At 61.1% G+C, this 15169-nt stretch carries 12 protein-coding genes and 1 tRNA gene; 3 read left to right on the top strand and 10 right to left on the bottom strand.

Annotated features, from left to right (window positions below; all coding sequences use genetic code 11):
- Positions 1 to 83: 83 nt before the first annotated feature.
- Together ACWXWJ_RS09250 and ACWXWJ_RS09255 are read right to left on the bottom strand one after the other, a co-directional pair.
- Positions 84 to 159, bottom strand: a tRNA-Thr gene (locus ACWXWJ_RS09250).
- Between the two features lie 84 nt (positions 160 to 243).
- The gene (locus ACWXWJ_RS09255; RefSeq protein WP_473964213.1) at positions 244 to 1470 is read right to left on the bottom strand and encodes a DNA polymerase III subunit delta'; all 1227 of its coding nucleotides are present in this window, start codon (positions 1468 to 1470) and stop codon (positions 244 to 246) included.
- A 109-nt stretch (positions 1471 to 1579) separates the two neighbouring features.
- On the opposite strand from ACWXWJ_RS09255, the gene ACWXWJ_RS09260 reads away from it, so the two are divergent.
- Positions 1580 to 3112, top strand: a complete 1533-nt coding sequence (locus ACWXWJ_RS09260; RefSeq protein ID WP_434825179.1) for an adenylate/guanylate cyclase domain-containing protein — start codon at positions 1580 to 1582, stop codon at positions 3110 to 3112.
- A gap of 23 nt (positions 3113 to 3135) precedes the next feature.
- Here the strand turns inward: ACWXWJ_RS09260 and ACWXWJ_RS09265 are convergent, their stop codons facing one another.
- The 3 genes from ACWXWJ_RS09265 to cspE form a co-directional block, all read right to left on the bottom strand.
- Positions 3136 to 4035, bottom strand: a complete 900-nt coding sequence (locus ACWXWJ_RS09265) for a CoA transferase (protein ID WP_473964214.1) — start codon at positions 4033 to 4035, stop codon at positions 3136 to 3138.
- Between the two features lie 42 nt (positions 4036 to 4077).
- On the bottom strand, positions 4078 to 7083 hold the full coding sequence (gene topA, locus ACWXWJ_RS09270) for a type I DNA topoisomerase (protein WP_473964215.1): 3006 nt from the start codon (positions 7081 to 7083) through the stop codon (positions 4078 to 4080).
- A 210-nt stretch (positions 7084 to 7293) separates the two neighbouring features.
- Positions 7294 to 7497 (bottom strand): transcription antiterminator/RNA stability regulator CspE, encoded by a 204-nt coding sequence (gene cspE / locus ACWXWJ_RS09275; protein WP_293790858.1) that lies wholly within the window; start codon positions 7495 to 7497, stop codon positions 7294 to 7296.
- 266 nt (positions 7498 to 7763) lie between these two features.
- Here cspE and ACWXWJ_RS09280 point away from each other — a divergent pair, with 266 nt between their 5' ends.
- Positions 7764 to 10163, top strand: coding sequence for a DEAD/DEAH box helicase (locus ACWXWJ_RS09280; RefSeq protein ID WP_473964216.1), 2400 nt, complete (start codon positions 7764 to 7766; stop codon positions 10161 to 10163).
- Between the two features lie 57 nt (positions 10164 to 10220).
- Positions 10221 to 11561, top strand: coding sequence for an alpha/beta hydrolase family protein (locus ACWXWJ_RS09285; RefSeq protein ID WP_473964217.1), 1341 nt, complete (start codon positions 10221 to 10223; stop codon positions 11559 to 11561).
- A gap of 8 nt (positions 11562 to 11569) precedes the next feature.
- Here the strand turns inward: ACWXWJ_RS09285 and ACWXWJ_RS09290 are convergent, their stop codons facing one another.
- The 5 genes from ACWXWJ_RS09290 to ACWXWJ_RS09310 form a co-directional block, all read right to left on the bottom strand.
- Positions 11570 to 11893 carry an Rv3654c family TadE-like protein gene (locus tag ACWXWJ_RS09290; RefSeq protein ID WP_293790861.1) on the bottom strand — a complete coding sequence of 108 codons (324 nt, stop codon included), beginning with the start codon at positions 11891 to 11893 and terminating at the stop codon, positions 11570 to 11572.
- 21 nt (positions 11894 to 11914) lie between these two features.
- Positions 11915 to 12223 carry a hypothetical protein gene (locus ACWXWJ_RS09295; RefSeq protein WP_473964218.1) on the bottom strand — a complete coding sequence of 103 codons (309 nt, stop codon included), beginning with the start codon at positions 12221 to 12223 and terminating at the stop codon, positions 11915 to 11917.
- Positions 12224 to 12352: 129 nt separating this feature from the next.
- Complete coding sequence (locus ACWXWJ_RS09300) at positions 12353 to 12733, bottom strand: DUF4244 domain-containing protein (protein ID WP_473964219.1); 381 nt, start codon at positions 12731 to 12733, stop codon at positions 12353 to 12355.
- A 97-nt stretch (positions 12734 to 12830) separates the two neighbouring features.
- The gene (locus ACWXWJ_RS09305; RefSeq protein ID WP_473964220.1) at positions 12831 to 13970 is read right to left on the bottom strand and encodes a type II secretion system F family protein; all 1140 of its coding nucleotides are present in this window, start codon (positions 13968 to 13970) and stop codon (positions 12831 to 12833) included.
- The gene (locus tag ACWXWJ_RS09310) at positions 13957 to 15075 is read right to left on the bottom strand and encodes a TadA family conjugal transfer-associated ATPase (protein ID WP_473964221.1); all 1119 of its coding nucleotides are present in this window, start codon (positions 15073 to 15075) and stop codon (positions 13957 to 13959) included. The genes ACWXWJ_RS09305 and ACWXWJ_RS09310 overlap by 14 nt, the downstream gene beginning before the upstream one ends.
- Positions 15076 to 15169: the final 94 nt, after the last annotated feature.

A 15169-nucleotide genomic window follows, 5' to 3' on the forward strand; every position in this document is an offset into this window, starting at 1 on the left:
GCTTATGGGTGGCGAAACGTTAGCAGTCGCTAGCAATCAAAATGTCCCACAGCAAACTGTCAAGAATGCTGTGGGACATCACATGGAGCCGCTTGCGAGAATCGAACTCGCGACCTTTTCATTACGAGTGAAACGCTCTGCCGACTGAGCTAAAGCGGCGCGTACATTAAGTACGAAGCGTTATCCTAGCCGACGCAAACCCTGAGCACCAAAACACACTTAGTAGCCAGCCCGGAACCTTCGTTAAGCCACCCCGCAGCACTGCTGCAAGCGCCCCGCCATCGCATCCAGCGCCACCTCTGGCCGCACGTTATAGCCCAGCACCTCGCGGCACTCCATCACCGCATCGATGCAGCTCACCAACGCAGACGCACTGTTGCGCCGCGCCAGTTCCTTCGACGTCGCTGCCATGTCTGGATGCTGGTGTCCACCTACCGGCACACCTTCGTCGTCCACTGCACCCGCGGCCTGAAGCATCGCGTCGCGGTACAGCCCGGCGATGTCGATCAGCGCCAGGTCTAACGAGTCACGGGTCCTTCTTGTGCGCCTGTTCTTCTGTTCTTTTTCTAGCTCTTTCATTCTTCCCGACGCCCCCCGCTGGGCCTTTGCAGCACCCTTACCTTTCGCGCCTACGCCAAGGCTGCTCTCCAAATCTTCGCGTTCCCGCTGATCCAATTTCTCCAACTCGCTGGCGGCCTCTTCAGCTGCCTTGGCTACCAGCTCGGACGTGAAACGGTACAGCGCATTGGGCTCGTACACCAGCTTCGGCAGTTTAAGAGCAGTGGCGCGTTTGTTTCGGGCGGCCTCGTCGCTGGCCAAGTGTCGAGCTCTACCAATATGGCCGGCTGACACATCAGCGGCCCATTGGGCTTGGCTTTCGCTGAGTCCGAGGGTGGCGTCACTAAGCAAGACCCCTTTCACCGCCGCCGGAGAAGGAGTAGGCACATAAACATGACGGCAGCGCGACCGCAGCGTGATTGCAATATCCGATGGATCTGTCGACGGCGCGCACAGCAGAAAGACGGTGCGGGCTGGGGGCTCCTCGACCGACTTGAGCAAAGCGTTGGCGGCAGCGTCATTGAGCCGGTCAGCATCCTCCACAACCACCACACGCCAGCGCGCAACAGTGGGCATGTTCGCGGCTTCGCGGATGGCCCCGCGGATCTCGTCGACCGAAAGAACCACACCAGTAGTGGACACCCACAGGATGTCCGGGTGGGTTCCCGCAGCAGCGCTACGGCACTGATCGCATTGCCCACAACCGCCGTGCGGGCACACCAGAGCCGTGGCGAAAACCTTCGCCGCGATAGAACGCCCCGAGCCGGGAGGGCCGGTGAACAACCACGAGTGAGTCATCGCCTGCGGATCCTCCACGGCCCGCTGCAGGGGACGGCGGACAGATTCCGCAGTGATCCGCCCAAAGACTCCCGCTACGTGCCCCGGTGTGGCTGGCGCCGTGGTTTCCATCATGGTTACCTAGTCTAGCTATTCGCCCCGACCACCCTCCGCGTGTCCTCGGCCTAGATAGGGCATAGGTAGACGCGCCCGGCGGGGGTGCCGGTGCGATAGTCTGAATGGCATGAAACAACTGCTGCGCTACCTGTCCTGGGCCTGGGGAACCTCCTGGCCCCTGTACGCAGCAACCGTGTTAGCCACCAATGTCATCGGCGCCACTGCAGTGGCCACGTTCCTGCGTTTCCTCATCCCTCTGCCTGCCGCGCGCGAACTAACAAGCCCGGACACCACTATTGCCACGCTGTACATCATCTATTTCGGTGTGGCCGTCTTGGCTGGCATTGCAATGACCTTGTACTTCTTCGCGCCCGTGCTGAGGTGGCAGCGCACACCAAAAGCCTATGATCCGAATATGGTGCGCGACCTGGTGCTGCGCATCCCCCTGTTGCAGACCATCACGGGCATCGTGCTGTGGGCAATAGGTGTGGTGCTGTTTACTGTCGTGGCCTGTCGGCACAGTACGGAATGGGGCATCACCGTCGCTGTGACGGCCACGTTGGGCGGCATGATGGTGAGCCTAATGACTTATATGGAGGCCGAACGCCTGGTGCGTCCCGTCGCCGCGAAGGCTCTAGCCAAGGGTGCCCCGGATCATTCGCGCCTATCCCCGCTTTCTCACCGGCTGATGACGACCTGGGCGCTGACCTCCGCCGTGCCGGTGCTGGGCATGGTACTACTGCTGTTCGCGGCAGCTACCGACTTCTACCCCGAGAACTCCCGCGGCATCATCCCAGCGATGCTGGCACTGGCGCTGACCACCCTGCTGACCGGTTTCATGGGCACCACCTTATTCTCCATGGCCGTGGCCGACCCGATCCGTGAGTTGCAGTACGCCATCAACCGCGTCCGCCGCGGTGAGGTGAATACAACCGTGCGGATCTACGATTCCTCCGAGATCGGAGTGCTGCAAGCTGGCTTTAACGAGATGATGCGCGGGTTACAAGAGCGCCAGCGCGTATCGGATCTTTTTGGCCGTTACGTCGGCACTGAGGTCGCGCGCCGGGCGCTGGAGGAAAAACCGGAGCTGGGTGGCGAGGCTCGGCACGTGGCAGTGCTCTTCGTCGATGTGATTGGCTCCACAGGCTTCGCCACTGAGAAGGAACCAGAGCACGTGGTGAAAGCTCTCAACGAGTTCTTCGACCGAGTGGTGGAGGTTGTGCACGCGAACAAGGGCATCATCAACAAGTTTGAAGGCGATGCGGCCCTGGCAGTGTTCGGCGCCCCTCTGCCTTTGGACGATGTGGCCGGACACGCTCTGGCTGCCGCCCGCGAATTGAAGGCCAAGCTGCAAGGGCTGGAGTTCGTCGCCGGGATTGGAGTTGCCGCTGGCTCCGTTGTTGCGGGTCACATCGGCGCGAAGGATCGCTTTGAATACACCGTCATCGGCGATGCTGTGAACCAGGCCGCCCGCCTGACGGACCTGGCGAAGAAGACCCCCGGTCAGGTTCTCACCAGCGCAGCGACCCTACGCGCAGCCAATGAAGCTGAGCAAGCTCGTTGGACCATGATGAAGTCCGTGGAACTGCGCGGTCGCCGTGAGATGACCCAGATCGCCCGTCCTATCCGCGCCACTCTCGCCGATCGATCCACGTCCTAAGCGCTTGCCCTGTGGCGACACTGCTAACCTCGCCGCACGGATGCGATAGGGAGGTTCCTTTCCGACGCCATCCCGTCCCACCACGCTGCCGTCTTCTGCCCCACCGCTGCCGCCAGCTGCTCTGCGGTAATCCCCTCCGACTGCAGCTGGGCGACAGTGGCCTGCGTAGGTAGCAGCCCTTCCACATGCAAGGCTTCGATCAGGCCTGCAAAGAAGTGCGGTTCCAGCGCTGCGATCGCCACCCAACCACCGCATTGAGCTTGGTAGAGTCCATACCCCGGCAACAGGCCACCGAGCAGTGTGTCGGGACCGGTGAGCCGGAAGCGGGCCGGAGTGGCAAATTCAGTGGCCATGTCCGCCAGCGCCACCTCGTGGTAGCTTCCCTGCCCGGTGGCCGCAGTCTGCCACAGAGCGGCCAGAGCCTGGGAGACTGCACGCTCTGCACCCGCCAGATCGGCGATGGGAACTACCGGCATGGCGGGTGTATCCCCGTGGAAGGAGAGCGTGCCGGCGTGCGCTTCGTATGTGAGGTCGTGCCCGGCTACGTCAACGTGCTCACCGGAGTGGCCGACAATCGCCACCTGCGACAGTACGGGGAAACGAGCGTGCAGATCCTCCCACCCCAATCCGAGGCGTTCCAGCGAGGCCGGTCGGGAACTCGTTAGCAGTAGGTCTGCCCCTTCCAGGAGCTCATGCAGCTCCTGGAGGCCAGGCTCCGTCTTGAGGTCGATATGGCGCACATCCTGCCCGTCTACCAAGTGTTGGTAGTACGGCTCGCAGTACAGGCGCATGGGGTCAGCGGCTTTGCCGGGGCCTTCGACCTTGATGACGGTGCCACCCAATTCCTGCAGACGTTTTGCAGCGACGGGTCCGGGAAGGTTCGGGGCAAGGGTAACGACGCTAAAGCTCGGGAGCTGATTCATGCTCCCGAACTTATCAGTTCCCACCCAAAAGTATGACCGTTTTTAGTGGGACTTCTTCACCGTGCGCTTCGTTAGCGTCGGCGGCTTCTTAGCCGTCTTCTTGGTGGTTTTCTTGGTCGACTTCTTGGCGGCCTTCTTAGTGGACTTCTTGGTCGATTTCTTGGTGGCCTTCCGGCTCGACTTTGCAGGTGCCGTGCCCTCTGCAGCCTGCTTGGCGCGGCGTTCGGAGAGCAACTCATTCGCGCGGGCGTCAGTAATAGTCTCCGGGGTATCGCCCTTGCGCAACGATGCATTGGTGACTCCGTCGGTGACATAGGCGCCGAAACGGCCGTCCTTGACGGACATGGGCTTGCCAGAAACATCGTTATCACCCAGCTGCTTCAGTGGCGGCTGCGCGGCAGCGCGACCCCGGCGCTTCGGCTCGGCGTAAATGCGGCGAGCTTCGTCGAGGGTGATGTTAAAGATCTGTTCCTCATTGGCCAGCGAGCGGGAATCATTGCCTTTCTTCAGATACGGGCCATAGCGACCGTTTTGGGCGGTGATCAGCTCGTTGTCGCTGGGATCCACGCCCACCTCGCGCGGCAGGCTCATAAGCTTCAAGGCTTCCTCCAGTGTCACGCTGGAGGGCTCCATGTCGCTGAACAAGCTGGCGGTCTTAGGCTTCAGCGTCTCCTCGACGATCTGCTTGACGCGCTTTTCCTTCTGCGCCTGGGCAGTCTTTGTCTCGCGGCTCAGAGGCTTCTTGCCCTCGGCCTCGCGAGCGCGATCCTGTTCGTCGCGCTCAGCCTCCCACGTCTTCACGGCCTCCTCGGCCACGCGGGCTTCCTCGTCCTCGCCCAGCACCTCGGTGACATAAGGGCCATAGCGTCCCTCTCGGGCAACGATGGTGCGCCCATTGTCGGGGTTGACGCCCAGTTCCCTACCGCCCTGCGGGGTGGCGAAGAGCTTCTCGGCAACCTCCAGCGTCAGACCATCCGGGGTCATGGATTCCGGCAGGTTCGCGCGCTGTACCTCGGGTTCCGTGCCCTCAGGGGCGCCCTCCGGCAGAGGCTTGATGCGCTCCAGGTAGGGGCCATAGCGGCCTACGCGAACGACAATCGGCACACCGTTCTCGTCGTCGAAAATGTGCAGGGAGTTCACCCGGCGGGCGTCGATCTGCTCCAGATTGTCGCCCACAATGTGCTTCAAGCCGCCCAGGCGTGGGACAACGGCGCCCGGAGCCTCCGGGCGAGAGTTATCCCCAAAGTAGAAGCCCTTAAGCCAGTTCACACGATCCTCGTCGCCCGCTGCGATGGCATCCAGTTCGTCTTCCATGGCGGAAGTGAAATCATAGTCCACCAGCGCGCCGAAGCTCTGTTCCAAAAGTCCAACCACGGCAAACGCCACCCATGAAGGCACCAGCGCATTACCGCGCGGCAGCACGTAGCCACGATCCTGGATGGTGCGGATGATGGAAGCGTAAGTCGACGGGCGACCAATGCCCATCTCTTCCATCTTCTTGACCAGTGAAGCCTCGGTGTAGCGGGCTGGCGGGTTCGTCGAGTGCCCGTCGGCTTCCACGTCCCGGGCGTTCAGCTCGTCCCCCTCGGTCAACTGCGGCAGACGCTTTTCCGCATTGTCGGCCACATCACGACCATCGGCGGTGCGGCTGACCTCCACGTAGGCCTTGAGGAAGCCTGGGAAGGTCAGGGTACGGCCCGTAGCGCTGAATTCGCAGCTCTCACCCGATTTCGCATCACCTGCGACGGTGACCTTCATCGACTGGCCCTTTGCATCGGCCATCTGGGAGGCGACAGTGCGCTGCCAAATCAGCTCGTAGAGCTTGAACTCCTCGGCATCCAGCTGACCGCTCAACTGGCCAGGGGTCTGGAAAGTCTCGCCTGCCGGGCGAATCGCCTCGTGAGCCTCCTGCGAGTTCTTCACCTTGCGGGTGTACTGGCGCGGGCCATCGGCAACGAACTTCGCACCGTATAGCTCCTTCGCCTGCTTACGTGCGGCCTCAATACCGGCAGTCGACAAGGTCGTCGAGTCGGTACGCATATAGGTGATATGACCGTTTTCGTACAGACGCTGCGCAATGCGCATCGTGCGCTCCGAGGTAAAGCGGAGCTTACGACCCGCCTCCTGCTGCAAGGTAGACGTCATAAACGGCGGGTACGGGCGGCGAGTGTAGGGCTTTTCCTCCACCGCAGTCACAGCGAACTCCTGCCCCTGCAAACCCTCAGCCAGGGACTTTGCTTTCGCCCCATCCAGCACAAACGTATCCTTCGCGCTGGCTTTGAGCGTGCCGTCATCGCTAAAGTCACGCCCTTGCGCCACGCGCTTGCCCGCGACCGCAGTCAGCCGTGCGTCGAAGGAATCCGGGGCGGCGTCATCAAGAGACGAAGAAAGAGCATCGACCAGGCCGAACGTAGCGCTCAAATCCCAGTACTCGGCGGGGACAAACTTCATACGCTCGCGCTCGCGCTCGACGATCACGCGAGTGGCGACGGACTGTACGCGACCCGCCGACAGGCGCGGCATGACCTTCTTCCACAGCACCGGCGAGACCTCATATCCATAGAGGCGATCCAGTACACGGCGGGATTCCTGAGCATCCACCAGGTCGTAGTCGAGTTCGCGGGTGTTCTGCGCTGCCTCCAGGATGGCATTCTTCGTGATCTCGTGGAAGACCATGCGGCGCACCGGCACCTTTGGCTTCAGAACCTCCAGCAGGTGCCAGGCAATTGCCTCACCCTCACGGTCGGGGTCTGTCGCGAGGTAGAGCTCGTCTACCTGCTTGAGCTTTGCCTTGAGGTCAGCGACCTTCTTTTTCTTGTCCGGGCTAACAACGTAGAGCGCCTCGAAGTCCTTATCGACGTTGACGCCCAGCCGTGCCCATGGTTCCTTCTTATACTTCGCCGGAACGTCTGCGGCGCCCCGAGGAAGGTCGCGAATGTGCCCGACGGAAGCCTCGACGATGTAATTCGCTCCCAGGATCGGTGCGATCTTCTTCGCCTTCGTCGCCGACTCAACGATCACTAGACGTTTGACGCCATCGTTTCCCATCGGTTGAATTCACACATCCTTCAAGAATCTATGGTTTTGCCGGGTGCCATTGTTCTACAGATTTATTTCAATGGTGCCACTTACGCATTTCTAAGTGACACTACGCGGTTTCCGCAATTCCATTGCAACCGGGGTGGGAGCATGGATAAGGCAAAGCCCCCGCCAGGCGCGCGAGGCGCCGAGGCGAGGGCTTGCTCAACCCTGTGGGTCTTATAGAGCCGTGACGTTCTGAGCCTGCGGCCCCTTAGCGCCCTCGCCAACCTCGAACTCAACCTTCTGGTTCTCCTCGAGGGTGCGGAAGCCGCTGCCCTGGATCTCAGAGTAGTGGACGAAGACGTCGGAAGATCCGTCGTCCGGGGCGATGAAGCCAAAGCCCTTCTCCGCGTTGAACCACTTGACGGTTCCCTGTGCCATGAATTTCTACCTATCTTGTTGAATCTGTCCGGCGCAAGTCTGCTGAGACCACCAAACGCCGAGGTCGGAAGATACTTCGTTTCCAACCCAATCGGCTAAAACCCAACGAGACCCCACCTCACGCCGAGGCGAGCGGAAAAGTACCGAGGATTTTAAAAACCATTGGCCAGTTTGCCATGTCCACGGAGCAAACGATCAGACGAGTGCGGAATCCGGGAGACAATTGACTTGTATCCACCCCCTAATGGGGTCTAGAACTATCGTTAATGTCCGAGCTCACGCCCCCTACCTCTGGTTCCGCCGTCGATTCCTCGTCCGGCACTGCGCCCAGCTCTGGGTCTAGCAACGCCACCAGCTCTGCGCCGTCGTTCGGTGAGGAATTACTGGCCGACCTGACGCCGGAGTTTCCACGCTCCACGGTCACCCACACACGCACCATCCCCGCCCGTCCATCGCAGACAGCCAAGTGGCCGGAATGGGCCGACGAATCATTAGTGGAATACCTGCACGAGCAGGGAATTTTCGCGCCCTGGTCGCACCAGGTAGAGACCGCTACCCACGCCCATGCGGGCCAGGATGTGGTGGTTTCGACCGGCACGGCGTCAGGAAAAAGCCTTGGCTACCAGCTGGCCGTTTTGAGCGACCTGGCAACAGCGAGCACCGCGACGGCTCTATACCTCGCACCAACGAAGGCGCTGGCGCAGGATCAGCGGGCGGCGCTGGCCAAGATGTGTGCGGGCACAGCGAACTTAAACGACATCATGGTAGCCACGTACGACGGCGATACCCCGCCGGAGACACGTAGGGTGATCCGCGACCAGGCACGGGTGATCGTGACGAACCCGGACATGCTGCACGCCTCGATGTTGGGGAATCCGCAGTCGTGGAGCCGACTGCTGCGCACCTTGCGTTATGTGGTGATCGACGAGTGCCACGTCTACCGCGGTGTGTTCGGTGCACATGTAGCGATGGTTCTACGGCGACTGCTGCGACTATGCGGGACGTCGCCGACGATTGTGCTGGCTTCCGCGACCAGCGTGGATCCGGCAGCACATGCCCGCCGACTGACGGGTCGCGAGGACGTAGTGGCGGTGACGCAAGACGGCGCACCCACTGGTGAGCGGACCATCGCACTATGGGAACCGGGTTTTCTGCCGGAAGTTGAGGGAGAAAATGGTGCGCCGGTGCGACGAGCCGCGAACTCCGAGGCCGCAGATGTGATGGCGCTGGCGATCGCCCAGGGTGCGCGGACGCTGACATTCGTACGTTCCCGGCGCGGTGCGGAGGTGGTGTCCGTCGCCGCTGCAGAGAAACTGGGGGCGATGGGCCGCAGTGCGGATGCGGTGCGGGTGGCAGCATACCGGGCGGGCTACACCCCGGAGGATCGCCGTGAACTAGAGCGGCGTTTTGATAATGGTGAGCTGTTGGGAATCGCCTCGACGAATGCGCTCGAGCTGGGCATCGATGTTGGCGGGTTGGATGTTGTGGTGACCAGCGGCTTCCCTGGCACGATTGCGAGTTTCCGGCAGCAGGCAGGGCGTGCGGGTAGGCGCGGCCAGGGCGCGCTGGTGGTGCTGGTGGGCGCGGATGATCCGATGGATACGTATTTACTGCACCATCCAGAGGCTCTACTGGATCGCCCCGTGGAAAACACGGTCTTCGACCCGGGCAACCCCTATGTGCTGGCTGACCACGTAGTGTGCGCAGCCGCGGAAAAGCCGCTGTCGGAGGCGGAGGTTACCCGCTGGGGTGCCGAGCGCGTGGTGGAGCACCTTTTGCGCCGGGGTGTATTGAAGCGCAGACCACGGGGCATTTTTGCGGACTTGCAGGCTGCCGAGCAGGTGCATGCGCAGGTCTCTATCCGCGGGGGCGCGGCGAAGCAGGTGGCGATCGTGGAGGCCGATTCCGGGCGCCTGCTGGGCACTGTCGATGAGCCGCGGGCAACGTCGGATGTGCACACCGGGGCGGTGTATATGCACCAGGGCGAGACATTCGTGGTGCAGCTGTTGAATTTAGAGGAATCCGTAGCATGGGTGCGCCCCGAGTTTCCTGAGTACACCACGCAGGTGATCCGCGATACGGACATCACGGTGCGGCGTACTCGAGGCACGCACAAGATCTGCGATGGGGTGTGGCTGGCAGATGTGGATGTGGAGGTTTCCCACACCGTCAGTGGCTACCGGAAGCGTTTGCCGGGTGGCGAAATCCTAGAAACCGTGCCACTGGATGTGCCGCCGGAATCCTTGCGTACCCGCGCGGTGGCTTACACCGTGGAACCAGATCTACTACTGGATCTGGGGCTGCCAGAGCCGACCTGGCCGGGCACGTTGCACGCCGCAGAGCATGCGGCGATTGGCCTGTTGCCCTTGATCGCGACGTGCGACCGCTGGGATATCGGTGGGGTGTCCACTGCCCTGCATGCAGATACGGGTCTGCCGACGGTGTTCGTCTATGACGGTTATGCCGGTGGCGCAGGTTTTGCGGAGCAAGGCTTCGCGCGCTTTGCCGAGTGGATGGCCGCCACCGCCGAGACCGTGGAGACTTGCGAGTGCGAGTCCGGCTGCCCTTCCTGCGTGCAATCGCCGAAGTGCGGTAATGGCAACGATCCACTGTTTAAGGCAGGTGCGGTGTCGTTGCTGCGGGCACTGGCCAATGCCGCGGGTTAGTTCGCTGATTTTTATGACGCCACACGGGGAGGTTGCTTTAACCATATAATTTCCCTCATGAAGTCATTTGTTGGGAAAAATCATTCTGGCTTGCGCAAAGGAGCCGCAGCAACCATCGCCGGAGTTACAGCTCTAGCGGTATCTTTCGGTTCAACTAACCTTGCTGCAGCGCAGCCATTAGCACCGTCTGGGGTGCATTCCAGCGCCGCTTCGTTGGTCAATCGTGGGGAAGCCATGCGAACTCCCGCCCCCTATGCAGGCGCTACTTTCGACAGTGGTCTGAAAATCGGCAAGGTACCCGCCAAACCGGGAATGCTTATGAACACTGTTCGCCTCGACCCGAAGGTTGGGCTGTCGGCGGCGGGGCAGCAATTCCGGTTTAGCTATTCCACAACCAATCAGCACGGCACGGTCGCCCCTTCCACAGGTGCGATGTTCTTCCCTAAGGGCAAGCCTCCGGCTGGCGGCTGGCCCGTGCTGGCCTGGGCTCACGGGACCGTGGGGTTGGCAGATCAGTGCACCCCATCCATAAATCCGCGGTCTGCGCGGGATACGGATTATCTGAATCACTGGCTGAACCAGGGCTATGCCATCGTAGCCAGCGACTATGCCGGGATGAGCACCGATGGTCTCATGAGCTACCTCAACGGTAAGTCCACTGCAGCTAACGTTGTGGATTCCGTCATCGCCGCCCAGGGGCTACCTGTGGTGAAGCAGCGAAAGCAGAAGCTTTCGCGCAATTGGGCAGTTATTGGCCAGTCTCAGGGCGGCGGCGCGGCTCTCCATGTTGCGTTGCGCGCGACGAGCCGTAGCAAGGAGGCGAATCTGAACTTTGTAGGCACAGTCGCGACAGGCGCCCCGGCCTATGTCGAGGAGATTGTGTTGGCAGGTAGTCCAACCTTCCCACCTGTTCCTCTACCAGCTGGCTTGAACACTTATGCGATGTACATTCTCGCCGCTTTCCGCGAGGCAAACCCAAACATCGATGTCGATTCGGCGCTCACCCCGGAGGGCAAGCGGATGGTAAAGGCCGCCGAGGGATCCTGTTACCACGAGCTATCGTCCGCCTTAAAGGGCACAAATGTGGCTCGCGCATTCTCGAAGCCACTGCGCGAGGTGCCGGGTTTGGAGCCTGCGTTACGAGCGTTCATGCAGACTCCCGCCACTGGCTACGACAAACCTGTTTTCCTAGGCCATGGCCTCATGGATAAGGACGTTCCCACTCCCATCGGCATCATGCTGAACTCGGACATGTGGATCCACCAATTTATCGGCGACATGCGCAGCCGGAATAAGCGTGTCGAGGTTCACTGGTACCCCACCGACCATGGCGGGACAGTGCCCGTATCGCAGCAGCACTCCACCCCGTTCCTAGCCGATCTTTTCCGCAAGGCCTAGGCCACTCCCTATTCCACTGGCCCGGCCATGGCCTGCGCTTTCTGTGGAAGGATACGGGAGTTCGAGCCTGGGCGGGTGACAACTTCCACCGTCACAAACTCTCCTTTGACCTCGCAGTTCTCCATGTTCGCCCCATTTGCATCGGCAATGCTCCGGGCAGTATCGCACGGCGAATTCTCACCAGCTTGAATAGCCATGGCCGCCGATAGTGCAGCCATATCGGCAGCGGTGCTCGCCTGTTCCTTATGCCCCAGCATCGCCGCACCGAGGGCAAGAAGCGAAACGATCGAAAGAATGCCGAGGGTAATCAGCGCCCCGTACACGGTACTCATGGACTGGTTCCCTGCCTCCCCTTATCCCTCGTCAGGCTCCACCATCGTGACGGCTTCACCATAGACGTCGAACAATGCCCCGTCCTTGGAGACTTTCACCCGCACAAGCGGCGAGTCCGCACTACCTTCGCGAGTAGTAGAGACGCTCGCGTTGGCGTCGAGCTGCCGAGCCAGAGCAACCCCATCTCCGCCGCGCGCTTCGACCCGGGCGACTGTCCGCGCGAGTGATTGTGCCGTAGCCGCCTGTGACATGGTGGTCAAGCCCGCAGCGGCTCCTCCGGCGACAAGAGTCATGGCAGACAAGACGATGGCGCCTTCAACTGTGTTCATCAGTGTTCCTGGATATTCTTGGATGTTGATTTATGTTTTGGTGTCACCCCTCTTGCGTGCCCGATCCATTCGGATCAGACTCGCGCGAAGGGGGCACGACGGAAAGTGGGCAGTTCCTAAGCCCTTCGGTTACTTCGTGTTCAGCGCCTTCTCGAAGATTCCACTGAGTGCCTGCTCTACGGTGTCCGAGGTGACGACCGTGTAGAGGAGAGCGCCAAGAGCGGCCGCCGCAACGCATCCAAGGGCGTACTCAATAGTGGACATCCCTTTTTCATCTGTGTAGCGAGAGTAGATTGCACCAATAATCTGGTTCCACCAACTGCTGAGTGGGTTGACTTGTTCAGAGAATTCGCAGTTTACGCCCGAAGCGGGGTCCGTCTTTACGGGCGCGGCCTTGAGCTGATCGTTGGCGAGCACATGGGCACACGGCTCGAAAGCGGTGTGTTCAATGTTTGATGTGGTCAGAGTCGGTGTGGTCAGAGTCGGTGTGGTCAGAGTCGAAGTAGTCATGGTCAGTTTTCCTTCCCGGGTCGCAGTGTCCGCGCACCCTTTTTCGGTTGTCGGTGTAGTCATTTGAGGAACACCTCTATCTCCCCTTCCCAAAGCCTCATAACGAAGCCATGCCAATGGCCAGTGGTATGAGGCCGACAAAAACGAAGGCTGGGAGGAAGCAGAGGGTCAACGGGGCCGCCAAAGCTATCAAGACCTTTTCAGCTCCGGCAGTTGCCTTGTCTGCGGCAATGCGCCGGAGATGTTCGGCCTGCTGGTGCATTCCATCGGCCAGTGATGTTCCGGCGCGAGTCTGCTGTGCAGCTTGGCGGGCAATGGCCCCAAGCAGGGGATGGTCAGCCAGAGTGAGCCACGCCTGGGCTCCTCCACCGAGATGCAGGAGAGCCATAGCGTGCCTGAGCGTTCCTTCGTCCTGTTGGGCAAGCGGTCCCACCCCTAGCGTCCACGCAGGTAGCAGCGCCTTTCCGGCGTGTAGTGCTGCGGCTGTGACATCGAGGGCGCGAGCAGCATCCAGTGGCCCCATGGGTGTCGAGCTAGACGGTCCAGCCCGCACACCCACTCCTCCCAGCGGCGATGTAGTCAGTGATTCGCTGAGATGCTCCGTCCACAAAGTGCCCGCGCACACCAGACCAGTCCCAGTGAGAAAGAGCAGCACCCCCAGCACATTGGTCAGCAGGAAGCTCAGAGTGCCGAGCCCGCTACTTTGTCCCAATCCCACCGCGCCGATCGGTAATGCCAATAGCACCGTTACCGTCAGTCGTGCTCCCGCTGTCGCGGACGTGGACTTAGAAATGTGGGCTAGTTGTGCATCTATGTCGGTAACATGCGACTGTGCCAGTCCAGCCAGCCCCACACCGTGACGGTGGGAAATTCCCCAAATATTGAAAAGGTGGGCGAAGAAACTGGAGGCGTCGCTCTCCTTCACCTCTGCTCCCGCAATGTCCGGGCCCGGCACGGCTCCCAAGCGCACCTTCACACAGGCAACATCCAACTCGCGACGCAGAGTCTCAGACTTCAGCCCCGACGTGGCGTGCTCAACCGCATCCAATGGTCGCCCGCCGGCCATCACCTCGCGAGCAATGGCATCCACGGCGTCACGTACCTCGGCCAAAGTCTTCATGTGTCGGCGGGTTTTCAGCACACGCCCGATCACGATCTTCAACGTAAAAGCGACCATCAGCGCTGCCGCAACGACCGCCAAAACGGAGATCATGAGCGTTCCCTCAGCCCAGTTCATCGCAGAACTCCTTAAAACCCTCCGGCACACATTCTTGCCCACCCCGCCGCTGCCACAGCACTTCGATGCGTGCCCGTTCATCCCCGACCAATCGCGCGATGTGCGTTAGTCGCCGGCCCTTCTCCGTGCGGGAAACGTGCAGCACCACATCAATCCCGTCGATCGCCTGGCGCGAAAGAGCCATCCGATCCAGGCCAGCCATCGCACCCAACGCTTCCAACCGTCCGGGAACGCTCGCCGGATCGTTAGCATGGATGGTTCCTGCACTGCCCGCATGCCCGGTATTGAGCGCCACCAGCAAATCTGCCACCTCCGGGCCACGAATCTCCCCCACCACGATGCGATCCGGCCGCATCCGCAGACTCTGCTTCACCAATGCAGTCATGGAGATCGCACCCGCACCCTCCGCATTGCCCTCACGGGTGGTTAGCGCCACCACATGTGGATGGTCGATCAGCAGCTCCGGGGTATCCTCCACCACGATCAACCGCTGATCGCGCGCCACCTCCGCCAACAACGCCGCCAACAGGGTGGTCTTTCCCGCACCCGTCCCGCCGCTAATCAGGATGTTGCGTCGCGCCCGCACAATTCGCCGCAGCACATCTGCCATATCCGGACTCGTCAGTCCATTTGCAACCAGCGCATCCAACTTGTTCTTCTGCCCGGTGATCGCACGCAAGCTAATGCAGCTCCCTCCCGCTGCCGGAGGAGCCAGCAAGGTATGTATACGGATCGTCTGAGCAGCCACGTCCGGCGGCAGCTCGCGCAGCACCCCGTCTGCAAATGGTCTTGCCTCATCCAGTCTCTCCCCGCACATTGTTGCCATTCGAACAGCCAGTTCACGTGCTGCTTCTACTCCGATGTTCACCCCGTCAACTCGCTGCATTCCCTCGCCACGATCTGCCCACACGCTGCCATCACCGTTTAGCACCACGTCCGTCACCAGCGGATCTTGCAGCGGCTCTGCCAGGGGTCCCAGCCCACTGAACTCGCGTTGGAGTGTGCGTACATTCTCCACGCTCGCTTTGCCGATCAAGTGCAAACTCTGCGAAAGGTCTCGCTCGTCCGGCCTGCTAATTCCTTGTTCTGCCAGGTCATCTCGCACAATCGCGAGGAGACTACGCGCGGATTCTCGCTGTTGCTGTTTCTTAAGCTTCTTCAGCTCAGTGTTCTTTCTTCGTGACGCCCCCACGTCTCCC

Source organism: Corynebacterium sp. p3-SID1761 (assembly GCF_055862885.1).